We start from the raw sequence: 22,566 nt of genomic DNA, 5'->3' as shown, positions 1-22,566 counted from the left end.
CGTGGCCCAGACGAACTTCCGCACCCCCGCCCTGGACGCCCTGGCCCAGCAGATCATCCCCGAGGAGCACTTCGAGTTCTCCGCCGCCACCGCCCGCGACCGCTTCTTCAACGACACCCGCATGCTCGACGTCAAGCAGTGGGTCCACAACGCCTTCCGCACCAACCCCAAGTCGATGCTCGACCACATGCTCGACAACCTCGCCCTGACCGGCAGCGAGGACCTGCTCGACCTCGGCTGCGGCAACGGCTTCATCCTGGAGCACCTGCGGCCCCACCTGGCCGAGGGCAGCATCACCGGCCTGGACATCGCCCCGCCGTCCTGGCCGCCGCCCAGCAGCGCCTGCACGGCACCGCCACCCCGTGCACGTGGATCGAGGGCAGCGCCGATGACCTGTCGCAGCTGGCCGACGACGCCTTCGACCGGGTCATGGCCAACTACATGATCCACTACGTGCCCGACCTGGACCACTGCTTCGCCGAGGTCCGCCGGGTCCTGCGTCCCGGCGGGATCTTCCAGCTCACCACCGACCGCACCGACAGCATGCTGGAGATGTACCAGGTCCACTTCGCCGCCCTGGAGACGATGGACGCGCCCAAGGAGCTGTTCAAGGCCACGCCCAAAGGGCGGCTGTCGCTGGCCAACGGCGCCACTGTGCTCGAGAAGCACTTCGAAACCGTGGAGAGTGTCTTCTGGCAGGACCAGCTGCGCTTCACCGACCCCGAGCCGTTCATGCGCTTCTACGAGGTCGGGCACAACCACTGCTGCGCCTCCTCCGAACCCGACTCACGCCTGGACGATGCGTTCTTCACCGAGCTGCGCGCCCGTGTCCGCGAGCAGGTCGAGGACGAGATCGCGGGTACTTCGCCGTGAAGAAGTACACCGGCAGCTTCCTGTGCCGCTGAGCGGCCGGGCACGCCGCAAGATCGAACAAAGCCCAGCCGGGCGACGGCGCGTTGGTAGCGTCGGAGCGTGCCGCGCCGGCCGGTGCGGCCTGCCTCCCGACTGAAGGAGTCCCGATGCCGTCGACGATCCGCAAGGCCGTGATCCCCGCCGCCGGACTCGGTTCCCGGCTCCTGCCGCTGACCAAGGCCATCCCCAAGGAGATGCTGCCGGTCGGCGACAAGCCGGTGATCGAGCACACCGTGCGCGAACTCGTGGCCTCTGGCATCACCGACATCACCATCGTCGTCTCCGGCGGAAAGGCGCTGATCCAAGACCACTTCCGGCCCAACCCCGCGCTGGTGGCGCAGCTGCGCGCCGACGGCAAGTGCGCCTACGCCGACGCAGTGGAGGAGGTCGCCGAGCTCTCCCGGCAAGGGCACATCACCTACCTCGACCAGCACGGCCCGTACGGCAACGGCACCCCCGTCCTGAACGCCGCCCACGGCCTCGGCGACGAGCCCATGCTCGTGCTGTGGCCCGACGACGTGTTCGTGGCCGAGGTGCCCCGCGCCCAGCAGCTGATCCACGCCTATGAGCAGACCGGCTGCCCCGTACTGGCCCTGATGCCCATCGACCCGCAAGATTCCGACCGCTACGGCGTCCCGGTGGTCAAGGAGCACCTGGACGACGGCCTCCTGCGAATCACCGGCTTGGTCGAGAAACCGTCGCCCGCCGACGCCCCATCAGCCTTCGCCGCCATCGGCGGCTACGTCGTCACCCCCGTCATCATCGACGAGCTGCGCAAGCAGACCGCCCGCTGGTACGAGCACCGCACCGGCGAGGTCTACCTGACCGACGCCATCAACGCCTACGCCGGCAGCAACCTCGTGTACGGGCAGGTCATCGCCGGCCGCTGGTACGACACCGGCAACCCGGCCGACTACCTCATCGCCCAGTTCGCCTCAGCACTGGCCAACCCCGACTACGGGCCGCTGCTGCGCCAGCTCTTCCACGACCTCGGCGACACCGAACGGCCCAACTCCTCCAACATCACCATCTGATCCGCCGCTGCCTGGGGCCGACCTGCCCGGCCAGCGGCTCGCCCAGGGAGCATCAGCATGCCTACGCCCACCCGCCTGTTCGAGCCCATCATCGACCAGCACGACACCTGGCTCGTGGTCAACCCCGTCCAGGGCTGTCCCAAGGGCTGCACCTACTGCTACCTGAAAGACCTCAACCTCACCCGCGCCGAGCCGACCGTGCTGGCCACCCCTGCCGAGACCCTCGACCAGCTCCTGGGCAGCCCGTACTACCACCCCGAGCTCGTGCTGGCCCTCTATACCTGCACCGACGCCCTGGCCACGCCCGTCACCCACGCCCACCTGATGGGCCTGCTCGATGTAGGCATGGAAGGCTGCGTTTGATCAGCTGATCACCCTCTCCACAACGAAACGCCCCCACGGCCCGGACTTCGACCCCTACGTTGAGGAGTTGACGCGCGAGGTCGGTGCGCTCATCGAGAAGACCCAGCCGAATGCCATTCACGCGCAGCACCTTGGGTTCGCTCTCAGCCTGGCCTTCACCCGAGCCGCCGGCAACGTCCCGATCATCGCCATCGCCCACGGCCGCGACGTGATGGCGGCCGAGCGCAGCGAGCGGGACCGCGAGCTGCTGCACGAGGTCGTCGCCGCGAGCGCCTCGGTCGTAGCGCCGACCGCCGCCCTCGCCGGCCGGATCGACCAGCTCACCGGAAGGCGGTGCGGCGACCGAATCGCCGTCATCCCGTGGGGCATCCCCCTGGGCGACGTCCGGGTGCGCGAGTACCCGTCCACCGGGACCGGACCGCTGTCCCTGGTCTACGCCGGGCGACTGGACGCCAACAAGAGCGCGGTCACCGGGATCGAGGCCATCGAGTTGGCCGGTCAGCCGCACCGACTGACCATCATCGGCATGGGCCCCGAGGAGCAAGCGCTTCGCGAGCGGGCCCGCTCCCTCGGCATCCAGGACCGGGTGGCGTTTGCGCCGTTCCTGCCCCGCCAGGAACTGTGGCAGCGCCTCCCCGAGTTCGATGCCTTTGTTTTCACGACCTTGTTTTCACGACCTCCGACTCGGAAGCGTTTGGCCTGGTGGCCATCGAGGCGCAGGCCCACGGCCTCCCCGTCGCCTCCAGGCGATGTCCACGACGACGACATCGGCGGCTGAGACGTGTGGCGTGCCGTGGCGATCGCCGTCACCGCTCACCATGCGGCTTGCGCCAGGTCATGATCTCGGTTGCCGGAAGACGCTCCGCAAAGCGGTTATCGGGTGATGTTTGCTGCAGGACCGCGCGCAGGTCCCGCTCGAAGTCCTCCAGCTTGTCGCCGAACAGGTGCGGGGCGGAGTCGGATCGGGAGAAAACCCACGCCACGATGTCGTCCGCTGTACGGTCGACCACTTCCCCGGCCGGCCCGGTCCCGGCAGATGATCTCGACTTCGGGGTGGCCTTCCAGCCAGGCGGCCAGCGTGGCGCTTTCGCGGTCCTCCAGCAGATCGATGACGGTGTTGCTGTCCAGGTCGACCAGCACGGTGCTGTACATCTGGCCGCGGCGTCGGGCGGATTTCGCAGAGCGCCAGCACCCCTAGGGTAGATCAGATGACCCCCGCCTTCCGTCGTTACGTCACCGCCGACGGCTTCAGCCAGTTCGGCACCCATGTCACGCGCGTGGCCCTCCCGCTGGTCGCGCTGCTGGTGCTGGACGCGGGCCCGTTAGAGCTGGGCCTGCTCAGCGCGGCCGGGATGATCGGTTTCCTCCTCTTCGGGCTGCCCGCCGGTGTGTGGGTGGACCGGTTGCGCAGGAAGCCCATCTTGGTGACGGCCGACGTGCTGCGCGCGGTCGCCCTGGCCTCCATCCCGATCGCCGCGCTGTTCGAGGCGCTCACGCTGGCGCAGCTCTACGCGGTCGCCGTGATCGTCAGCATCGGCACGGCCTTCTTCGACGTCGCCCATATGAGCTTCCTGCCCTCCATCGTGACCAAGGAGCAGCTGCCCAAGGGCATGGGGACCCTGGAGTCCGTGCGCAGCCTCTCCGTGCTCTTCGGCCCGGGGCTCGGCGGCTGGCTCGTGCAGGTGCTCACGGCGCCCATCGCCATCGTGGTCGACGCGGTCAGCTACCTGATCTCCGCCACCCTCCTGGCGACCGTCAAGGCCGAGGAGACCCCCTCCGGGGGGCGCGTGAGCCTGATGGAGGGCCTGCGCTACGTGTTCGGCCACCGCATCCTGCGCCTGATCGGCCTCGTCGGCGCCATGAACATGCTCATCAGCGGCATCTGGGCCATCGTCCAGCCGTTGTACCTGGTCGACGAGTTGGGCGTGAGCGCGACGGCCTACGGCCTGATGATCTCAGGCGCGGGGGCAGGCGGCCTGCTCGGCGCGCTCCTCGCGCCACGTGTGATCGCCCGCTTCGGTCACGGCCCCACGATGTACGGCGCAGCCGTCCTCATGCTGCCGCTCAACGTGCTCGTCGCCTTCACAGGACCAGGCTGGCGGCTCGCCCTGTTCCCGATCGGCATGGCGCTCATGTTCCTGGTCGGGGTCATGTACAACGTCGCCCAGGGCAGCTACCGCCAGGCGATCTGCCCTGAAGCCCTGCGCGGCAGGATGAACGCCAGCCTCCGCTTCCTCATGTGGGGCTCGCTGCCGCTCGGCGGTGTCGTCGGCGGGCTGCTGGGCGAGGCGGTCACCGTTCACCAGCTCCTGTGGATCGCCTGCCTCGGCTCCGCGGCGGCCCACCTACCCTTCGTGCTGGCTCCCGCCGTACGAAAGCTCAAGATCACGGACGACGGCGGCCGTGTGGACGCCGACGCCAAGCAGGACAGCCGCGCGTAGGTCGTCGGGGGGTCGACGTCGCTTCCAGACGGTCTTCCACTTCCACCTTCACGTCATCCCGCGCTATGCGGGGTGCCGGTAAGAAATGTGTCATGAGCCCCCAAACGGCGTTGATCTTGCTGTGACTTGCCTGGTCGGCTGGGTGGTCATGAAATACCCCCCGATGCACATCGACGAGCTGGTCGAGCACTGGACGATCCTGGACGAAGAGCGCGACCTGATCGCCGGAAAGCGTGACGCCACGCGAATCGGCTTCGCGATCTTGCTGAAGTTCTACAGGGGGCAGACCAAGTAAGCCGGAAAGGGCTAATAGGGCTGGTCAGAGGCGATTGCCGAGGGCCTCGGTCCTGCTGATCAGAGGTCGCCCTTGGCCCGCTGATCCGAGCGAGACATGGGCGCGAACACCTCCGCAGCGAACGCCTCAAGACGTTGCCGCACAACCGAAAGCTCCTCAGGGGTCACTGAAGCATGAAACTACCCGGATCGCCCCGACAACCCCACGACACGCCGACCTAACAAAGCACTACTAGAAGCAGGGGTATCTCCGGCAGCGGTCACGCCAGCGATCCAAGATGCCGGATCGCTGGGAGAGCAGGAAGGCGTGACCCTCAGCACCCGGTCGTGGCCTCCGGGATTTCGTCGCCGACCAGGGTGGCCATCACCGCGCGGTCAGTCCTGCCGGACATCCCCCAGGTTCGATGGCTTTCACGCCATGCGCGCCACCGCTTGCACGATCTCGTCCACGTCGGCACGCGTCGCGTGCGGGTTCAGCAAGGTGAGCTTCAGATGGACCCGGCCGGCCAGCTCAGTCCGTCCCACCAGGGCTATGCCTTCCCGCAGCAGCTTCCGCCGCAACTCGGCGTTCGCGTGGTCCGTGCCCTGGACACGAAAGACGACGGTGGTCAGCACGGGAGGCGCGATGAGTTCCAGTTTGGGATGTGAGCCGATACGTTCGGCCGCGTAGTGGGCGAGATCATGACAGTGGTCCACCATGGCGCCGAGGCCGCCACGGCCAAGCGCCCGCAGTGTTACCAGCATCTTGACGCAGTCCGGTCGTCTGGTGGTGCGCATCGAGGAGCCGAGCAGCCCCACATAGCCCGCGTCCTCGTCGTCTTCCGGGTTGAGGTAGGCGGCCCGCCGCTCAAGGGAGACAAGCGCCGCTCTCTCCCGAACCAGGAAGACCCCCGCCGCGGCCGGCACCCAGCCGAGCTTGTGCATGTCGATGGAGATCGAGTCCGCGGCGTCCAGCCCATCCAGCAACGGAGCTAGCCGGTCAGAGCACAGCGCCATGCCACCGTAGGCCGCATCCACGTGGATCCACGCGCCGTGGCGCCGGGCGAGGGCGGTCACCTGGCGGAGTGGGTCGATGCTGCCGAAGTCCGTGGTTCCTGCGGTGGCGACCACGGCGACAGGGATCCCGCCCTCCGCCTCGCACCGGTTGAGCTCGCTTTCCAGGCTGCGGACGCTCATCCGCTGCCGGGCGTCGACGGCGACCGGCCGTACCGCGCTCTCCCCAAGCCCGAGCAGGGCCGCGGCTCGCTGAACTGAAAAGTGCGCCAGCTCAGAGCAGAAGATCCGGGCGTCGCGCGCGGCGCTCACCGCCCCGTGCGAGCGGCCCAGCGCCTGGTCACGGGCGAGCATGAGCCCCATGAGGTTGGACTCGCTGCCGCCGGTGGTCACCGTCCCCGACGCCCGCCCGTCGTAACCGGCCAGCTCCGCCAGCGCGCCGATGAGCTCCCGTTCCAGAGTGACGGCGGCCGGCGCCTGATCCCAGGAGTCCAGCGAGGGATTGAGCATCGACACCGCCCAGTCGGCGGCGACGGCCACGGGGAGCGGAGGGCAGTGCAGGTGGGCGGCGCACCGGGGATCCGCAGGGTCGGCAGCGCCGTACGCGAGAATGCGGATGATCATATCCAGCGCCTCCGACGCACCCGTGCCGACCTGGGGCAGCGGCTCCCCGAGCGTCTGCTTTACCCACCGCGCCAGTCCATCAGGCTCACCGGCGGGAACCGGGCCGCCGCGTTCGGCAGTGCCCTTCGCCAGGGCCTCCAGCACGTGGCCGATGAGAATCCGCATCGAGTCAGTCATCTTTTAACGGTGAGCCATAAACGCGGCCACGAGGATGGCGGACCGAACGAAGAACTCTTTTCAGATTGTCGCATCGGCCAACACCTGGGCCTGCTGGGTGGGGCCGTGAACATCCTCTTGAAGGCCATCCCTAGGCTGTCGGCCGCGAAGAGCCCGCCGGCACAAGTCGCGGGAGCCGGCATCCTCGACGTCCACGACCTGCACTATCACCTCCGGCTCCCTGTCATGTCCGCTCATGTCGTGTTGGTGGCGGCCCCGGCCGACGGCGCCTTCGGCCCAACTTCTGCGGTGTCGCCTTCCACCCTTGGCGATGGCCGATGGCATCGAAGAACCGCGACTTCGGTATCGGCCACCGGCGCTCAATCCTTGGCCAAGATCGCAGACGAGCCGCGGAACAGGGCAGGAGCTCGCCGCCGGCCTTTACCTCATCGATGGCGGTCCGCGGATCGGACGTCAGGGCGGTGACGAGGGCCTGGCCGCCGCCCAGGCCCGCAGGCAGCGCCTGGGTCGGCCGCCGACGATGACCGACGAGCAGATCCGGCACGCCCGCGACCTGCGCACCCGGCCGGCGAACACCTTGTCCTCCATCGCCCGGCTGCTCGGGCCTGATGGCTTCTCCCGAACGGGCCCAGGCTTTGAAATCCTTGCGCCCGACGAGCGAGGTCTCCCGCCGGCAGACGGCAACTGGTAGCGGCTTCGGCTCGAGGAGGAGGGTGAGGTCGCCTCACCCTCCTCTCACACCACCGGACATGCGGGCCTGCATCCGGCGGTTCGTCAAGCCGTGGTTCTGAGCCTGCGCCATGTGTTCTGAAGACCCGGCAAGCCCCCGTTCCCCCGTCTTATGGCCGGGTATGCCCAAGCCGGTCAAGCCTTGTCGCCTACCGGCCCGGTGGGGCGGTCAGCGGCCCGGTGTCTGTGAGCCGGGCGCGGGCCTCCTCCATGGCCGAGTCGCGCCCGCCGCCGAGCTCTTCGTCGGTGAAGACCGGCGTGCGGATGTGGGGCGGGAGGCCGGCGCCTTCGAAGGTCCGCCCGGCGGGGGTGCGGTAGTCCTCGTTGGACAGCCCGAACTGCCAGCCGTTGGGCAGCCGCCGGCCCAGGATGTCGGAGAAGGCGCCCTGTGTCTCGCCACCGATCCTGATCGGCTCGGGCTTGCGGTCCATGAGCGCCATGGTGAAGGTCTCGCCGGCGCTGACGGTCATGTCGCTGGTCAGAACGGCGACGGGACCGTCGTAGATCGGGGCGCGGGCCGGCCGGACCGTGACCGTCTTCGGCGGCGTGAAGCGGTCCGGGTCGCCGGGGTGGTTGCGGGCCCGTTTCGTGTAGGCGGTGTAGGAGCGGTGGGTCAGACGGGAGGCGATCCGCAGCCCGAGATCGTCATATCCGCCCGTGTTATAGCGCACGTCGATGATGAGCCCGCGCAGGTCGCGTGTGCGCGACCGGGTGAACACGGCGTCAAGCGCCCGATCCAGCTCGGCCCGCTCTTCGGCCAGCGTGCCCTTCTCGCCGGCGTACCCGCCGAAGCCCGTGACCCGCAGATAGCCTAGCCCGCCGGGCAGGTCGGCGTAGCCCAGCTCCCCGTTCCCCCAGGTGCGCATCGGGACACCCAGGTACGCGGCCATGGCCTTGTCGATCCTGGGCCTCAGGTCATCGCCCACTGGCAACCGCGTGCCGGGGCGCCTGCCGATGAAGAAGTGCCGCTCGTCCCAGCCGAGACTGGTGTGGGCGTCTCCGAGCGGTTTGATCATGTCGCTCAGGATCTTGAACAGGCGCTCGTCGCTGGTGCGGGAGTTCACCTTCGGCCGGTAACGGTCTCGTGCCGCCCGCCAGTCGACCTCTTTGGCCGCGAAACTCAGGTAGTTCTCGTCGAAGGTCTTCCAGAAGACGTCGAAGGACGTCACGGGGTCCTTGGGCGTGGGGCGTGAGCAGCGCGGGGGCAGCGCGCGCAGCCGCATCAGGCCCTTGTCCGCCACATCGCCCACGTAGCGGGCTCGCGCGCGATCGCTGCCCTCGGCCCAGACGGTCAGCGCGGCCACGCTGCCGCCGCCGAATGTCACCGCCCCGTCGCGGGCCGTCCCGAGCTGCTTCATAGGGTCTCCGGTCGGCAGGCAGCTGATCTCCGTGATCTGGTACATCCGCAGGCGCCCGCCCTCGATCGACAGGACCATGCCGTAGCCGTCCGTCTTCCAGGCGCCGTCCAGCGCTCCGGGCGAGGCGGCGCCGGCGGGCCCCGCGAACGCCGTGGTGACCGTGGCCGCCAGCACGGCAGTCGCCGTCAGCGCCGCCGCCGTTCTCGTTGTGATCTTCATGGCCACGACGCTATTGACGGTGACGGCGCCAGGCATCGCCCTGTGGTGCGGTCTCGACCTCGTGCCGAGGGCGTAGCCCGCCCGCTGAAAACAAGACTTTGTGGATACTCGATCTAAGACGTTCGTATAGGGAAGCCGTCTCGCAGGGATGCTCATCCAACGAGCGAATCCGCACGTTCAGCCAGGACGCTGTGAAGGCGGCGGTCGGAGGAACACGCCGTGGGCAACGCGGTCAGCTCGGCCTGCTGCACCAGCATGAGCCGGAGGCGGCCATCGGGGCCACCTCCGAGGAGCACGTCATGTCCGGCGGCGTCGTCGATGACCACGAACGCGTGCTTTGACGCTTCAGCCATGGCGGCCGTCTACACCGGCTGTGATCCCAGTTAGAAACTGACAATCGACGTGGGAGGCCGGTGTGGTGCGCGCTGTCACTAGCGCAGCCGCGCTCCGCGAGGCCCAGACCGTTTCGCTGATCACACCGCCGAGCCGGAGATTGCCGATGTGCGATAAGACCCCGCCCCCGGCCGACAGAAGCAGATCTAAGATCGAACTGTTATGCGTGAACGACTCAGACGACCTTCGGCACGAACCAGAAGAGGGGGAGATGGTGGCGGTCACTTCTGTGCTCAGCCTCGATGGAGTGCCGGTCAGGGAACGATTCGACTTTTGGTGGCAGGCTGTGGCGCAGTCGGTGGTGTCAGTGGACGCCGCCAGTGACCAAGCGGAGAATTACTGGGCCGAAATGCACATGCTCGATCTGGGGATGGCTCAGCTATCTCGGGTGCGATGTGTTTCTTTCGGCGCACGCCGCGGCATTGATCACATCCGCCGCTCCGACGTCGGCCTTTACCAGCTCTCACTGACCTTGAGCGGCCGGTCAGGGATAGAGCAAGGAGGCCGCGAGGCTGCTCTCGCGCCGGCAGACTTCGTTCTGTACGACACCTCGCGTGCCTTCCGGGCTTGGACAGTCGGCGACGCTCCGAAGTGCGACAGCTCATGTGGGATCCCCGCAAATGTGGCCGACGGGATCATTCTTCGGTTTCCGCACGAGGCTCTGCCGCTCCAGAACTCCATGGTCGCCCCCCTCCTAGGTGTGCGACTCCGTGGGGACGATGGCTTCGGTGCGTTACTCAGTGGGATCCTCCGCCAGGCGATCCGACAGTCCACGTGGTCCCCCAGTGACCTCTTGCGGCTGACCACAATCGTGCTGGACCTGGTCAGCGCCTTACTGGCGCATCACATCGACGAGGACGTGACCGCGTACCAGAACGATCCTCAGCGCGTACTGTTCCTACGCATCAAGGCCTTCATCGAGGAGAACTTGGCAGACCCGGAGCTGTCGCCCTCGACTATCGCAGCCGCCCACCACATCTCCCTTCGCCACCTGCACAAGATCTTCCAGAACGCGGACCTCACGGTCGCGGGCTGGATCCGCGAACGCCGACTCGAACGCTGCCGCCGCGGGCTCACCGACCCCATGATGGACCGCCTTAGCATCGGCGCCATCGCGGCCCGCTGGGGCTTCCCCAGCCATGCCCATTTCACCCGGATCTTCCACCACACCTACGGCACATCGCCGAGCAGGTACAGAGCCCTCCATCGCGGTCATGGCAACGCGGCGCATCAGCGGGACATGCGCTGACAGGCAAACGTGGTGCGTGGACGGGCAAATGCCGGGATGCCGACGCGCGGTAAATATCTATACGACCGCTCTCCGCGCGACTCGCGAAAGGGCACCGGCTGACCGCGATGTGGCACACGCTGGTCAGCGATCGTGACGGCCGGCGGAACGTGGGCGCTGGCAAGCCCGGACGGCAACCACTGCCATGCACAAGTAGGGATCATATGAACCTGACGCGGATCAAGTCGGCAGCTGCCATCGGCAGCCTGGCAACGGCGCTCTTTCTAGCACCGTCGACGCCAGCACAGGCAGTCGCCAGTTGCGCCAACGGCACCCAGACAGACATTGGGTACACCATCCTTTCCGGCGGATACATTAAAGGTTCGGCCAGCTACACAAGCTGCCCGGATCGGCCGATATCCCGGGCCGAGATTTGGATACGCAGAAACGGTGGCCGGCTGTTTGCCACAGAGGTTGAAATCAAGGGCATTGCTACACCATCGAGTCGGTCCTTTTCGCCCAAGGATCGTATTTGCCAAAACCCGAGGATCACGAGCAGATACGACACTTTTGTGGTCTTTTACCATTCGGACGGCGGAAAGACGGAGTTGCGCTCAAACTCGATCACCGTTCCGTGCGAGTAGCTTCCCCGAAGCATGAGTCACGTCCATACCTCCGATTAGCGGAAGAACGTAATTCCATGAGGCGCAACGGGGCCTCCTTTGAAGCACCAGCCGTACCGTTCCCACCATGGAATATCGCCTGGAGCGCCCCAGCGCCAGGCTAGTGCCTGCCTGATCCGGACGGCTGGGTGTGCTGAGAGTCCTACACCCGCATTACTGCGTATCGGAACGGCGCAAGGGTGCCGAAAAGAATCGGAACAACGCGACGGCTGAGGCGTGTCGGGAAACCCACGTTGCAACAGCCGTGTTACACGAAGTTTCGCAAACCAGGGAAGGATTATCTGTGCGGAAGACTGTTGCTCACCTAGGCGTACTTGCCATTTCGCTTGGGAGTGCGATCGTAGGGCAGGTCCAGCCAGCTAGTGCGGCCATCAACTGCAGTAGCGGTACCAAGATGGACATCGGGTACACAATCAAGGATGGCGCATACATCAAGGGGTCGGCGAGCTACACCAGTTGCCCGAACCGCGCGATCCAGTCAGCCGAAATTGTGCTCCAGACACGGATTGCGATTGGGGGCTGGAGTGACGTGAGTCAAACTCGTGTCAGGATATCAGGGATCGTCACGCCTTCTCAGAAGTCGTACTCTTTCAAGGATCTTCCTTGCAGGGCGGACACTATGATGGATTGGCGGGATTGGCGTGCGAAGGCCGTCTGGAAGCACACCTCGGGTACTACTACTAAATACTCGAATGTATTGCGGACAGTAGCGGACTGTCGGCCATAAGAGCTGAAGGAGCTGGGACCAAGCTGAATCTGGCCAGGTTGGTCCCAGCGACGAACGCTCACGGCACCGGCGCGGCAAGGTGCCGAGACGCGACCCCCAACGCCCTTTCAGTTATAGGAGAGTAGCAAGTGAAACCCCTCAAGAAGGTTGCGGCAGTTATTGGTGCGGCGGGAATTGTAGCCAGCGGCGTCTTGGCCGCCGCCCCGGCACAAGCCGCAGGTTCCGTCATCGACATCGGCTACACCATCGTCGATGGGCGGTACATCAAGGGGTCAGGCAGTATGACGAACAACGGCGACTATACCAACGTTTGTGTGGTAATCATGGGAAAAAAGAACTCGAGCGGCTACTCGGACTACACGATGGCTTGTCGCACCAACCGGGGCTCCGTGTCGTGGAGCGCTCCGGATGTGTTCACCGGGAACTTGGAGGCACGTGCCTGCTATGAGTTCTACACTCGGATTAGCGCTTACAAGAATGGCACTCGCGTGGCCAACAAGAACTCGAATCACGTCAAGGTAGGCACCTGCGGGTAGATTCAGTGGTTGTGGGCGGCAAGTGCTGTGACCGGAAACGATCGCCGGGTTGGGGGATGGTTTCAGGCGGCGGGCGTGAGGGGTCGGCCGCCCCAGCGGATGCCCTTCTCGCTGCGGACACGGGCGCGTTCCCGACGCTGGGCGGCCAGCACGTCGGGATGACGGGCGTGGGCGTTGCGCCAGCGCAGGTAGGCCTGAAGTTCGCGGGTCTGCACGGTGTGGTTGGGATGGTTGGAGTTGGACAGGGTGAACTGGCGCAGCGGCCCGAAGTGTGCCTCGATTGGGTTGGCCCACGAGGCGTACGTCGGGGTGAACAGCAGCTCGACCTTGTGCTTGCTCGCCCAGGCTCGGATGCGCCAGTTCTTGTGCACCGACAGGTTGTCGAGGATGACGTAGATCGGGGCGCCGTCCGGGCGGGCCGCGCGGATGGAGCGCCGAGCGGCCCAGGTGTGGTCGATGCCCTTGCGGCTGCGGTTGACGCCCCACAGCAGGTCATCGCCGACCGAGCAGCAGCCGTGGAAGTAGGTGACGCCGTGGGTGCGGCGGTAGGTGGCCGGCAGCCGGTCCGGCCGGCTCTGCTTGGCCCAGCCGGCTCCGGCGACCGGGCGGATGCCCAGCGGCCCGAACTCGTCGAAGGGGAAGGTGCGCTCGGGCCGCTGGGTCAGGGCGTACTCGATCCGGTCCAGCTTGGCCTCGACGTCGGGATCGGGCGACTCTTTCCAGGTCTTGGTGCGCTGGAAGGTGATGCCGTGCCGGGCCAGGAGCAGGCGTAAGGCTTCGCGGCCGATCCCGATCGTGCGGCCGGGCAGCCGATGAAGATACGCCAGGAGCTTGCGGATGGACCAGCGGGTGAAGGGCTGGCCGAGCTTGACCGGGCGGGTGGTGGCCGTCTGGATGAGATCTCGCGCGCGAGCGTCGCCTCCAACACGTCGAGCACCGTGATGGAGCTGGCCTCCTGCAGTGCCGCGAATCTCAGGCGTCCGCCCGTGACGTCCTAGAGCCGGGACACCGGCATGGCGGCGAGCTCCGCGGTGGCCTACCGTCCGCGGAGCGGTTCGAGAGCTGGACCGGACCTCCGCCACCGCCCCGTCGTGCTCGGCGATCAGGCCCCACGCGTCGCCCAGCAGCCGCGCCGCCCGCCGTGACAGGTCCCGGACTTCCTCGGCAGACGCTGATCCCATGGGCCCGACCGTACCGCCCTCGGCCTGCCCGGCACACCGGTCGTCGCCTGTCAGCGATCGGCCAGCATCCCGGCGTCGTGGGCGACGATCGCGGCCTGGACGCGGTTGCCGCAGCCGAGCTTGGTCAGGATGCGGCTGATGTGCGTCTTGACCGTGCCCTCGCCCATGAACAGGGCCTTGGCGATCTCGATGTTGGAGTAGCCCGCACCCACCAGGACGAGCACCTCGCGCTCGCGCCCCGACAGGGCGGCGACCAGGGCGCGGGCACGTCCGTCGCCGCCCTGCAGGTAGCGGTCGATGACGCGGCGGGTGAGCTGCGGGGCGAGGATGGCGTGGCCGCCGGCCACCGTGCGCACGGCGTGGATGAGCTCCTGCGGGCCGGTGTCCTTCAGCAGGAACCCGGCCGCGCCCGACCTCAGCGCCGCGGCCAGGTTCTCCTCCTCGCCGAAGGTGGTCAGGACGATCGCTTTCACGCCGGGGGCGGCGTACGCGAGTTCGCGCAGGGCGGTCAGGCCGTCCATGCCTGGCATGCGGATGTCCAGCAGCGCCACGTCCACCTGATGCTCCAGGGCGGCCGCCACGGCCTCCGCGCCGTCGGCCGCCTCGGCCACCACCGCGATGTCCTCAGCGTGTTCCAGGATGAGCCGCACGCCGGTGCGGAGCAGGGCCTCGTCGTCGGCGAGCAGGACGCGGATGGGCGGCATGAGGATCATTCTCCCGGGCCGGTCCGGACGGTGATGATCCGTCTGTCCACGATGCGGTCGCCGGCCAGGCAGTAGCGGACGACGCGGACCGAGTTCCGGGTGACGTCGTAGTCGGCGTCGAAGTACCAGCAGCGGGTGCCGGGCGGGCGGGGCGGCTCATGGGCGGCCACGGCCAGCTCCGCGATCGGCTCCGAACCGCCGACGAGCGCGCGCAGGGCCGCGTTGGCCATGCCGACGTCCAGCATCGCGGACCGCGAGGGCAGGGGCAGGTACGCCGGTACGACGACCAGCAGCACCGCGGTCAACGCGACACCGCCGGCCTGCAGCAACGCCATCCCGATCCGGTTCGCGAGCCGTTCCACGGGGGTGGAGGCAGGGGGACGCGGGCGAACGGCAGGGGTGACGTCCGGGTGCGGGACGGAGGGGACGGCGTCAGTCCAGGGGAGGCGGGCTTCCACGCGGAAGCCGCCGCCCGGTGCCCGGCCCGCCGAGAACGTGCCGCCCAGCAGGCGTACCCGCTCGCCAAGCCCGGCCAGGCCGCTGCCGGAGCCGGTCTCCGCCGGGGCGGCGGCTCCGGGCGGCGGGCCGTTCTCCACGGTCAGGGCCAAGTCGTGCGGCCCGTGCCGCACCTCCACCCGGCAGGGCGCGCCGGGCGCGTGCCGGTGGAGGTTGGTGAGCGACTCGCGCACCAGCCGGTGCGCGGCCAGGCGGAGCGCCCGGTGCTCCTGCCCGACGTCCGGGCCGGTCCAGGCGAACGACACGGCGTGCCCGCCGGCCTGTGAGGAGGCGGCCAGGCGCTCCAGGTCGGCGCGGGTGCCGGTGGCGTCGGTGAGGCCGTCGGGCGACGCGGCGGCCTCACCGTCGGCGCGTAGCACGTCGAGGACGGTCCGCAGCTCGCGCATGGCCGTCGCCGCGGTATCGCGCACCAGGCGGGCCCGTTCGGCCAGCGGTGGAGCGGCGCTCAGCTCCAGGCCGCCCGCGTACAGGGAGATGAGGCTGAGCCGGTGGCCGATCAGGTCGTGCATCTCCTGGGCGATCCGAGACCGTTCCAGCAGCCTGGCGCGGGAGGCGGTCAGCTCGTGCGCGCGTTCCAGCACGTCGTTGCGTTCGCGTAGGGCGCGCAGGAGGCGTTCGTGCTGGACGACGACGAGCCCGAGCAGCCCCGGCACGGCCGCGCAGATCACCGAGACGGCGATCGTCACCACCACGACCTGCTGCCAGGCGGCCTGCGAGGTCGTGACCAGGCAGACCGCGAGCGGCAGCACACAGGCCAGCCCGCAGACCGGCACGTGCCTCTTCGCGGGGACACGGCCGGCCGCGCCGTACGCGGTGACCGCCAGCGCGACCCCGGTCTCGATGAAGCGGCCGAACAGCAGCGCGGCGCCGACGAGCGCCAGGAGCGGCCACCGCCGCCGGGCCAGCACGAGCCCGGCGGCGAGCGCGCACGCGATGGACACCAGGGCCGGGTGGGTCAGGGTGGTCGTGGACGGCCAGGCCAGCCAGGTCGCCACGCCGGACAGCGCCACGACCAGCGCGGCGACGAGCAGCGCCAGCGCGGCCTCGATGACCAACCGGTATCGCATGGGTCCATCTAAGGGGTCGGGCCGTCACCCTGGGGCACGGGCGTGGTGTTGGGGCGGCACGGCTGGCGCATCGTCGTACCGCAGGCGGGCAGCGACTCGGCGTGCGGGTAGTCGACGTGGCCGAGCACGATGCTCGACGGCCTGCCGCGGTCGAGCCAGACGGTGTTGGTCGAACGCTGTTTGACGTGCCCGAAGCGCCAGTAGCCGGTCTGCGACGGCGTGTCGACGGTCAGCCTGATGCCGGATCCGGCGCGGAACACGTGTGCGAAGCGCGGGATCTCCACCCGCAGCAGGGCGGGCTCGCCCGGGACGAGCGGCTTCACCGCGGAGGCGCGGAAGTCGCCGTAGGGGCGCAGCTCGGTGGAGCGGCCCTTGTCGAGCACCCGCTTGGACGCGCGCAGCCAGCCGCGCTGGACGAACATCTCCTGGCCGTCCGGCCGCACCTCCGACAGCGTGACCTGCACGTCGGTGTCCGGCGCGGTGGCGCTGAGCCACAGGTCGGCCGAGCCGGCGCCGTAGAAGCCGAGATCCTGCGGGAGCGCGCCGGTGGTGAAGGCGAGCTGGCCCTTCTTGTCCTTCACGGGCTGCCAGCCCTCGTCCTCGGGGTTGTTGACGACCGGGCTCTTGGCGGGGTAGCGGTAGCTCACACCCGCCTCGGCCTTTGTGGGCTTCTCGTCGTTCATGCGTCCGCCCTCGTGCAGCCACAGCCGCTTCGGGCGCACGGGGACGGGCAACTGGTCGAACTCGGCCACCGCCCTGGGCTTCTCCTCCGGCCTGTTGCTCAGCTCCTGCAGCACGCGGACCCGCGGGCCGTTCTCGAAGCCGTTGTCCTCGCCCTTGACGAACCGGGCGAGGAACTGCTTGAGCGTGTCGTCGATCTCCCGAGTGCCCTCGTCGGTGTGGTGGTCGCCGTTGGAGCCGAGCAGCCAGCGGTTCTTCGCGTCGACGGTCTCCTCCGCGTAGCCGGCGCGCGGGCCGACCTGCTCGTCCTGCCAGGACTGCAGGAACAGCGCCGGCACCTCGATGCGGTGGGTCTTCCGCATCGCGCTCATGCGGAGGTGCACGCCGCCGTCGTGCGGGTTGTCCTTCAACAGGACGCTCACGTCGAGGTCGGGGCGGCTGATCTTGGTGATGTTGGCGAGCACGGTGCGCCGGCACGCCTCGTCGCCGTCGAGCTTGGCGGCCGTCTTGGCGGCGTTCTTCCAGATGGCAGGGAACATGGACCACCAGCTGTACGGGAAGCCGATGTTCGGGATGCCGCCCGGGTAGGCCACGTCGCGGTAGGTGTCGGCCACCACCTTGCTCGGCGTGATCGCGACCAGCCCCTTGGGCCGCTGCAGGGCGGTCCAGAGCTGGGTGTGGCCCGAGTAGGAGACGCCGATCATGCCGACCCGGCCGGTGGACCAGGGCTGTCTGGCCACCCACTCGATCGCGTGCTTCCCGGCCGCGCCCACCGAGGCGTCGAAGACCTTGTCCTCGCCGGTCGAGCAGCCCGTGCCGGGGACGTTGACGCCCACGATGGCATACCCCTCGCGCAGCCACCGCTTACCCACCTCGGGGTCAGAGCCCGCGCCGTAGCCGTCGTACTCGACGAGCACCGGGAAGCGCCCCGTGGCCTTCGGCAGTAACACGGAATAGCGCAGCTTGTCGCCGTTGGGCAGGTTGAGGTAGCCCCAGTGGCGGGTGGGCGTGGGTGGGTCCTGCACGGTTGTTCCGGTGGCGGCGAGGACGACCGCCAGCGCGAGATGTCGGATCATGACGGCCACGTTCCCCGGAGCGGCCCCTCCCGCGCATCTGCCGATCGGCTCCCCGCCTGTCAGCCGTCCGGGTCGATCTCGCCCTCCGCGCCCTCTTACGCAAGATCGTTCTTGCCGATAATGACTGCCCGCCGGGTGCCCGAGTCCGAGCGGGTCCGGCTGCTGGTGGAGACCGAGGGCGCGATGTCGGCCGCGGAGGGCGTCGCCCGCCGGATCGACGACGGCGGCCCGGACGAGTCGACGCTCGCCGACTCGCTGTACGTCCGGTACGGCGTGCAGGACGCCCTCTCCCGGGTGGCCCCGCGCGCGGTCGAACTGCTCGCCGACCTCGACTCCACGGCCTCCGGTGAGGTCGGCTACCTCGCCACCTGCGCCAACGGGCTGACCCTGCATCCGCCGGCACGCTCCCAGATGACCGGTCCGCTGGCGGCGTACCTGGTCGACGGGCGGCTCACTATCGCCTGATCCCAGGCATCCAACAGCCAACGGCTGTTCCTGCCCTTCCTCGCCTCCGAGGAAGGGCAGGACGATGAGAGCATCCTCCAGGACGTCCCGCACAACGTCCCCGCCGACGCGGATGTCCCTGGGCCCGGGCGAGGGCGGGCGGGAGGTGTGGCACGCTGTGATCGCCCCCTGGAGCCTTCCGGCGGCGACGAACGGTGATCGTCCCGTCCATCGCGGGAACGGCCGCCATGATCGTCGATCGTTATCTTGGATTCTTGGCCCCTTCATAGCGAGATGATCTTGCCGGGCGTGTAAGGCACGGTGCCGAACCGGCAGCCATAAGCGCGAGGTTCGCGGCCCTGTCCCGCAACGCGGTGCGATATGCGTTTGGTGTATCGCGCCTTCAGTTGTGCCCGTTTTGCTGGTTTGTCGCCTGGTTGCGCAGCCCGGCCACATGAGCATGCGGGCGCTTCCAGGTGGTCGCGAGAGTCCGGCTTTCGCGAAGGCCAGGCGGAGAATTCGGCGAATAGATGATCGCGAAGAGGTCATCGCCGTAGGGTCATGCCCCTCCCTCTGCCCCAGAAAGGATCCGATCATGGATTTGTCCAGCAGGCGGAAGCTGGCGAGCTCACTCACTCCGTTGATCTTGCTGATGGCTGTCCTTATGGTGCCCTTCCAGGCACAGCCAGCCCAAGCGGACGACGGAATGAACAACATTCTCGATCACAAGTACGGTCTCTTCGTCCACTACGTGCCCCGCCTCACGGTGAACTCCAACGGCGTGGCCGTCACCGATCCCAACTCCCTCGCCAACAGCTTCGACGCGAACCGGTTCGCAGGCGATCTGGCTGCTGCCAAGGTGCAGTACGTCATCTTCTCCGCCTGGCACTCCAAGATGGTGACGCTCTGGCCAAGCCAGAAGATGCTGGACTGGAGTCTGCCGAACCACCGCGTCAACCGCGACTTGATCGGCGACATGATCACCGCGGTCAAGGCCAAAGGCATCCATGTCTACCTCTACACCCATCCGCGCGACGGCATGGAGTTCACCGACGCCGAAAAGCAGAGGACCGGCTGGGGCACCCAGCCCCCGGCCGAGGAAAAGAAGTGGAATCCGGGCTCGGACTTCGACCGCCCGAAATGGAACTCGTTTATCAACGACATTTACCAGGAGATGATGCAACGCTACGGCAACCGGATCGACGGCCTGTTCCTGGACGAAGGCACCCCCAAGGCGACAGCCAAACAGTGGTCGACTACCCCCGATTGCGGGGGACCATCAAAGCCGCCAGCCCGCGCGCCGTCCTCATCCAGAACAACTACGGCAACCTGTATGGCCTGGACAAAGGCATGAAGGAGTACGGCGGCTGGGGCGAGTTCGCACAGCCGAACGGAGCCCTCTGGCCGGGCCACACCGAGCCCGTAGCGTCGATCTTCACTGAACAATGGTGGGCAGAGCGGTCCTCCAGCACGCTGCGCTTCTCGCCGCGGAACATGTTCCGCTACACCGTCCTGGAGGCAGCCACCAACACCGACGGCGGCGGCGTCGCCTGGGCGACAGGCCCCTACGCCGACGGCGGCTGGGAACCGGGCGTCATGCCGACGCTGACGCAAGTCGGCACCTGGGTCGACCAGATCAAGAAGTCCATCCTCGGCACCCGGCCCAGCACCTCCTACCCGACCAAAGCCGGGACTCGCATCGCCGACCTGGCCTGGGGTGTAGCGACCAAGTCACCTGACGACCGCACCGAGTACCTCCACGTGCTGAAGCCACCGGCCGGGCACACCCTCACCCTCCCGCTACCTCGCGACGGCAAGGTCTTCGCAACAGCCTCCCTGGTGAAGGACGGCACGCCAGTCGTGCTCAGCCAGGACATCAACCGGGTGAGGCTCACCATTGCAGGCTCCTGGGACGCCAACGACACCGCGATCAAACTGACCGTCGCCAGCCGCTCCGGCCCCATCTCCCTCTACCGCTGTTTCAACCCCCAGCACCGCAGATCACATGGGTACCACCGACTCCGGTTGCGAGGACCGCCGCCGCTACTCCTTGGACGGCCCCGTCGGCTACATCTACCGAACCCAGATTCCGGGCACTGTTCCCCTCTACCGCTGCTACAGCCCCAGCGCCGGAGATCACATGGACACCACCGACCGCAAGTGTGAGGACCCTCAGCGCTACTCCTTGGACGGCCCCGTCGGCTACCTCTACCGCACCCAGATCCCGGGCACCGTTCCCCTCTACCGCTGCTTCAACGCCAGCACCAGTGATCACATGGACACCACCGACCGCAGATGCGAGGACACCCGCCACTACTCCTTGGACGGTCCCCTCGGCTACGTAATCGCTTGAAAGCTATGCGTGGCGCAGCGCGCACCGACACCCTGGACTCGGGGACCACGACATCAGAGTGGGCGATCGTCACGGCCTCGACTGGTGACTTCGTGCCCCGCGCCGGTCCCACGTGAGCGCCTACTTGCAAATGGGAGCCGGTCACGACGTAGAGGGCTCTTGACCCTGGTCACATGCTGGATGCGATCTGGTGGCGTGTGATCGTGCGAGGGGCCGTGCTGGATCCCGCTGCTGTAGGCACACCCCGGTCGGCGGCCCCGCCCCAACGCCACCCGGTCGTACTCACGAGTTGTGATCACGATCGGGTGGCACCGCGGGGGCTTGCGTTAGCCCTGTTACTACGGTTCGCGGTCGGAGATCTCGAGCGCACTAGTGATGTCCGACCCGTACACCCAGAACGTGCCCGTGTTGCCGTACATGTCGTGCGCAACAATTGTCGGATTAAACCACGCCTTCCATAGATCTACCGGCCCGTTCGGGATGTGCCATCCGTCGCCACCGGTGGTGGAGTGTACCCAAGTGAAGCACAGGTACCGCTCGGGATGTTGCCTGTCGTAGATCTGCGCGAAATCGCACCAGTTGTTCCCCGCGGGGAAGTTGACGATCTGCGCCCTATACGCGGAGTCGTGCGGCTCGCGATACCAGACATAGCCGCCGTAGAAATCCTTATGGCCGCTCTCGGGGGTGATGTTGTACGCGAAGAGCCCGTCGTAACCATCCTCGCTGAAGCAGCGATCCACCGAGAAAGCGACGAAGTGGTTATCTACGGCTCTCAAGGAGAGATAGTAGTTCCAGGCGTCTGTCGTCACATTCTTTGCGTCGCCGCCCAATTGGGTTGTTGTACGCGAGTAATCCCAGACGATGTCCCCCCGCATGTAGGTTATGGGTGTCCGCGGATTGAGCATGACTTTGCTGGAGTATGTTCCGTGTTGGGAGCTGTTGACGGTATCGCCGGAGTCGGTCCTGACTTGGACGCCGATCGACTTCCGGTCCACCCCCGGCGAGCAGTATACGTAGAACGTGACCTGCTGGGTCCCGTCGTCTTCGATCGTGGCTTCGGCGGGCTCGCCGGACTCGCCGGGGATTGCAGTGAACTCGTTCGCGGTGTCCGTATATCCCCAGCCCCAGCCCGAGTTCCAGGTGAGTTTCGACTCGTCAACGTAGTCGATGAGCCACAAATTGGCGGTCAAATGCTGAGGGTCAACCTCGATGGGATTTCCGTTTTCGTCGGTTGGTTCGACACTGATCGTGACGCCGATCCTATTCCGTTCGTTCGCGTAGATATCGCAATTCTGGGAGCCGCTCTCGAGTAAGACCGAGAGCTTCGACACGCTCGTCCATTTTGGCATGTTTTGTCTCTTTTGTTCGTGTGAGATGGTGCGGTATGTGAGGCCCGGCGATAGGCGGTCCCGACCGCTTCCGTCGCGCCCGTAGGTACCCGGTAGGGCCTCACGTCGAACATCACCGCGCCACCCCCACAGCGCCGTGTGATCACGGGCCACACCCGAACGCCTTACCGGCCTCGGTGCTGGTGGAGTCGCGTAATCAACTGTCGCGTATTCGTCCAGCCGTCGAGTGCTGATGTGGCCGACAGTAGTCGCAACGGAAGCTCTGCCGTACTGGGGCATGCTGAAGTCATGACTGGTGATCAGGTAGCCGCCGCAGTCCGTGCATTGATCAATCGGTACGACCCCGAGGGCCTGTTGGGCATGGGGGCTCCTGAGGACGAATATGACCCCGAGGTGGGTGATCTCGCAACTCTCGTCTGCGGTAGAGAAGAGATCACTGCTGATGCTGTCGGCTCCGTCTGGAACCGATGGTTCAACGATGTCT

The 22,566-nt window shown here is 67.2% G+C and carries 24 protein-coding genes; 15 read left to right on the top strand and 9 right to left on the bottom strand.

The genetic code is table 11. From position 1 onward, the window contains the following. Nucleotide 1: 1 nt before the first annotated feature. From ACWDLG_RS44145 to ACWDLG_RS44125, 5 genes are all read left to right on the top strand, one after another. Entirely contained in the window at nucleotides 2-445 is a 444-nt protein-coding gene (locus ACWDLG_RS44145) for a hypothetical protein (protein WP_449931557.1), read from the top strand. After that, complete coding sequence (locus ACWDLG_RS44140; RefSeq protein ID WP_449931555.1) at nucleotides 343-873, top strand: class I SAM-dependent methyltransferase; 531 nt, start codon at nucleotides 343-345, stop codon at nucleotides 871-873. The genes ACWDLG_RS44145 and ACWDLG_RS44140 overlap by 103 nt, the downstream gene beginning before the upstream one ends. Before the next feature lie 146 nt (nucleotides 874-1,019). Then, on the top strand, nucleotides 1,020-1,946 hold the full coding sequence (locus tag ACWDLG_RS44135; RefSeq protein ID WP_449931511.1) for a UTP--glucose-1-phosphate uridylyltransferase: 927 nt from the start codon (nucleotides 1,020-1,022) through the stop codon (nucleotides 1,944-1,946). 57 nt (nucleotides 1,947-2,003) lie between these two features. Next, nucleotides 2,004-2,309: a hypothetical protein gene (locus tag ACWDLG_RS44130; protein ID WP_449931509.1), complete on the top strand. Its 306-nt coding sequence runs from the start codon at nucleotides 2,004-2,006 to the stop codon at nucleotides 2,307-2,309. A 67-nt stretch (nucleotides 2,310-2,376) separates the two neighbouring features. Continuing rightward, nucleotides 2,377-3,087, top strand: a complete 711-nt coding sequence (locus ACWDLG_RS44125) for a glycosyltransferase (RefSeq protein WP_449931507.1) — start codon at nucleotides 2,377-2,379, stop codon at nucleotides 3,085-3,087. Nucleotides 3,088-3,115: 28 nt separating this feature from the next. Here ACWDLG_RS44125 and ACWDLG_RS44120 read toward each other — a convergent pair whose 3' ends face one another. Further along, nucleotides 3,116-3,319 carry a hypothetical protein gene (locus ACWDLG_RS44120; protein ID WP_449931505.1) on the bottom strand — a complete coding sequence of 68 codons (204 nt, stop codon included), beginning with the start codon at nucleotides 3,317-3,319 and terminating at the stop codon, nucleotides 3,116-3,118. Nucleotides 3,320-3,517: 198 nt separating this feature from the next. Between ACWDLG_RS44120 and ACWDLG_RS44115 the strand changes: the two genes are divergently transcribed. Together ACWDLG_RS44115 and ACWDLG_RS44110 are read left to right on the top strand one after the other, a co-directional pair. Next, complete coding sequence (locus tag ACWDLG_RS44115; RefSeq protein ID WP_449931503.1) at nucleotides 3,518-4,750, top strand: MFS transporter; 1,233 nt, start codon at nucleotides 3,518-3,520, stop codon at nucleotides 4,748-4,750. A gap of 148 nt (nucleotides 4,751-4,898) precedes the next feature. Further along, on the top strand, nucleotides 4,899-5,045 hold the full coding sequence (locus ACWDLG_RS44110) for a hypothetical protein (RefSeq protein ID WP_449931501.1): 147 nt from the start codon (nucleotides 4,899-4,901) through the stop codon (nucleotides 5,043-5,045). A gap of 410 nt (nucleotides 5,046-5,455) precedes the next feature. On the opposite strand, the gene ACWDLG_RS44105 is transcribed toward ACWDLG_RS44110, so the two are convergent. Next, nucleotides 5,456-6,838: a pyridoxal phosphate-dependent decarboxylase family protein gene (locus ACWDLG_RS44105; RefSeq protein WP_449931499.1), complete on the bottom strand. Its 1,383-nt coding sequence runs from the start codon at nucleotides 6,836-6,838 to the stop codon at nucleotides 5,456-5,458. Nucleotides 6,839-7,148: 310 nt separating this feature from the next. On the opposite strand from ACWDLG_RS44105, the gene ACWDLG_RS44100 reads away from it, so the two are divergent. Then, nucleotides 7,149-7,529 carry a hypothetical protein gene (locus ACWDLG_RS44100; RefSeq protein WP_449931497.1) on the top strand — a complete coding sequence of 127 codons (381 nt, stop codon included), beginning with the start codon at nucleotides 7,149-7,151 and terminating at the stop codon, nucleotides 7,527-7,529. A 187-nt stretch (nucleotides 7,530-7,716) separates the two neighbouring features. Here ACWDLG_RS44100 and ACWDLG_RS44095 read toward each other — a convergent pair whose 3' ends face one another. Beyond that, complete coding sequence (locus ACWDLG_RS44095) at nucleotides 7,717-9,144, bottom strand: S41 family peptidase (protein WP_449931495.1); 1,428 nt, start codon at nucleotides 9,142-9,144, stop codon at nucleotides 7,717-7,719. Between the two features lie 152 nt (nucleotides 9,145-9,296). Then, nucleotides 9,297-9,470: a hypothetical protein gene (locus ACWDLG_RS44090; RefSeq protein WP_449931493.1), complete on the bottom strand. Its 174-nt coding sequence runs from the start codon at nucleotides 9,468-9,470 to the stop codon at nucleotides 9,297-9,299. A 233-nt stretch (nucleotides 9,471-9,703) separates the two neighbouring features. Between ACWDLG_RS44090 and ACWDLG_RS44085 the strand changes: the two genes are divergently transcribed. From ACWDLG_RS44085 to ACWDLG_RS44075, 3 genes are all read left to right on the top strand, one after another. Beyond that, the gene (locus ACWDLG_RS44085; protein WP_449931491.1) at nucleotides 9,704-10,786 is read left to right on the top strand and encodes a helix-turn-helix domain-containing protein; all 1,083 of its coding nucleotides are present in this window, start codon (nucleotides 9,704-9,706) and stop codon (nucleotides 10,784-10,786) included. A 203-nt stretch (nucleotides 10,787-10,989) separates the two neighbouring features. Then, nucleotides 10,990-11,409, top strand: a complete 420-nt coding sequence (locus tag ACWDLG_RS44080) for a hypothetical protein (protein ID WP_449931489.1) — start codon at nucleotides 10,990-10,992, stop codon at nucleotides 11,407-11,409. Nucleotides 11,410-12,303: 894 nt separating this feature from the next. Continuing rightward, nucleotides 12,304-12,711, top strand: coding sequence for a hypothetical protein (locus ACWDLG_RS44075; protein WP_449931487.1), 408 nt, complete (start codon nucleotides 12,304-12,306; stop codon nucleotides 12,709-12,711). Between the two features lie 62 nt (nucleotides 12,712-12,773). Here the strand turns inward: ACWDLG_RS44075 and ACWDLG_RS44070 are convergent, their stop codons facing one another. From ACWDLG_RS44070 to ACWDLG_RS44055, 4 genes are read right to left on the bottom strand one after another with little or no spacing between them, the layout of a single operon-like run. Next, entirely contained in the window at nucleotides 12,774-13,892 is a 1,119-nt protein-coding gene (locus ACWDLG_RS44070) for an IS630 family transposase (protein ID WP_449931485.1), read from the bottom strand. Nucleotides 13,893-13,942: 50 nt separating this feature from the next. Beyond that, complete coding sequence (locus ACWDLG_RS44065; protein WP_449931483.1) at nucleotides 13,943-14,596, bottom strand: response regulator; 654 nt, start codon at nucleotides 14,594-14,596, stop codon at nucleotides 13,943-13,945. Between the two features lie 5 nt (nucleotides 14,597-14,601). Beyond that, nucleotides 14,602-16,179: a sensor histidine kinase gene (locus tag ACWDLG_RS44060; RefSeq protein WP_449931481.1), complete on the bottom strand. Its 1,578-nt coding sequence runs from the start codon at nucleotides 16,177-16,179 to the stop codon at nucleotides 14,602-14,604. Between the two features lie 8 nt (nucleotides 16,180-16,187). Further along, nucleotides 16,188-17,936, bottom strand: coding sequence for a CocE/NonD family hydrolase (locus tag ACWDLG_RS44055; protein ID WP_449931479.1), 1,749 nt, complete (start codon nucleotides 17,934-17,936; stop codon nucleotides 16,188-16,190). A gap of 111 nt (nucleotides 17,937-18,047) precedes the next feature. Between ACWDLG_RS44055 and ACWDLG_RS44050 the strand changes: the two genes are divergently transcribed. The 3 genes from ACWDLG_RS44050 (at nucleotide 18,048) to ACWDLG_RS44040 (ending at nucleotide 20,733) form a co-directional block, all read left to right on the top strand. Beyond that, nucleotides 18,048-18,401, top strand: coding sequence for a hypothetical protein (locus ACWDLG_RS44050; protein WP_449931477.1), 354 nt, complete (start codon nucleotides 18,048-18,050; stop codon nucleotides 18,399-18,401). A 574-nt stretch (nucleotides 18,402-18,975) separates the two neighbouring features. Then, nucleotides 18,976-19,734 carry an alpha-L-fucosidase gene (locus tag ACWDLG_RS44045; RefSeq protein ID WP_449931475.1) on the top strand — a complete coding sequence of 253 codons (759 nt, stop codon included), beginning with the start codon at nucleotides 18,976-18,978 and terminating at the stop codon, nucleotides 19,732-19,734. 651 nt (nucleotides 19,735-20,385) lie between these two features. After that, nucleotides 20,386-20,733, top strand: coding sequence for a hypothetical protein (locus ACWDLG_RS44040; RefSeq protein ID WP_449931473.1), 348 nt, complete (start codon nucleotides 20,386-20,388; stop codon nucleotides 20,731-20,733). 338 nt (nucleotides 20,734-21,071) lie between these two features. Here ACWDLG_RS44040 and ACWDLG_RS44035 read toward each other — a convergent pair whose 3' ends face one another. After that, nucleotides 21,072-22,064, bottom strand: a complete 993-nt coding sequence (locus ACWDLG_RS44035; protein WP_449931471.1) for a hypothetical protein — start codon at nucleotides 22,062-22,064, stop codon at nucleotides 21,072-21,074. Nucleotides 22,065-22,370: 306 nt separating this feature from the next. Here ACWDLG_RS44035 and ACWDLG_RS44030 point away from each other — a divergent pair. Further along, nucleotides 22,371-22,566, top strand: a 196-nt coding sequence (locus ACWDLG_RS44030) for a hypothetical protein (RefSeq protein WP_449931469.1), incomplete at its 3' end; no start/stop codon positions are given.

The organism is Nonomuraea sp. NPDC003727 (assembly GCF_053586935.1).
The sequence above is the reverse complement of the archived record's forward strand: the minus strand, read 5'-3'. Positions and strand labels throughout refer to the sequence as shown.

Coding starts and splice junctions, on each gene's coding strand:
- ACWDLG_RS44135 (WP_449931511.1), top strand. CDS start 1,020: ATGCCGTCGACGATCCGCAAGGCCGTGATCCCCGCCGCCGGACTCGGT.
- ACWDLG_RS44130 (WP_449931509.1), top strand. CDS start 2,004: ATGCCTACGCCCACCCGCCTGTTCGAGCCCATCATCGACCAGCACGAC.
- ACWDLG_RS44115 (WP_449931503.1), top strand. CDS start 3,518: ATGACCCCCGCCTTCCGTCGTTACGTCACCGCCGACGGCTTCAGCCAG.
- ACWDLG_RS44110 (WP_449931501.1), top strand. CDS start 4,899: ATGAAATACCCCCCGATGCACATCGACGAGCTGGTCGAGCACTGGACG.
- ACWDLG_RS44105 (WP_449931499.1), bottom strand. CDS start 6,838: ATGACTGACTCGATGCGGATTCTCATCGGCCACGTGCTGGAGGCCCTG.
- ACWDLG_RS44100 (WP_449931497.1), top strand. CDS start 7,149: ATGGCCGATGGCATCGAAGAACCGCGACTTCGGTATCGGCCACCGGCG.
- ACWDLG_RS44095 (WP_449931495.1), bottom strand. CDS start 9,144: ATGAAGATCACAACGAGAACGGCGGCGGCGCTGACGGCGACTGCCGTG.
- ACWDLG_RS44080 (WP_449931489.1), top strand. CDS start 10,990: ATGAACCTGACGCGGATCAAGTCGGCAGCTGCCATCGGCAGCCTGGCA.
- ACWDLG_RS44070 (WP_449931485.1), bottom strand. CDS start 13,892: ATGGGATCAGCGTCTGCCGAGGAAGTCCGGGACCTGTCACGGCGGGCG.
- ACWDLG_RS44065 (WP_449931483.1), bottom strand. CDS start 14,596: ATGCCGCCCATCCGCGTCCTGCTCGCCGACGACGAGGCCCTGCTCCGC.
- ACWDLG_RS44060 (WP_449931481.1), bottom strand. CDS start 16,179: ATGCGATACCGGTTGGTCATCGAGGCCGCGCTGGCGCTGCTCGTCGCC.
- ACWDLG_RS44055 (WP_449931479.1), bottom strand. CDS start 17,936: ATGATCCGACATCTCGCGCTGGCGGTCGTCCTCGCCGCCACCGGAACA.
- ACWDLG_RS44045 (WP_449931475.1), top strand. CDS start 18,976: ATGGATTTGTCCAGCAGGCGGAAGCTGGCGAGCTCACTCACTCCGTTG.
- ACWDLG_RS44040 (WP_449931473.1), top strand. CDS start 20,386: ATGGGTACCACCGACTCCGGTTGCGAGGACCGCCGCCGCTACTCCTTG.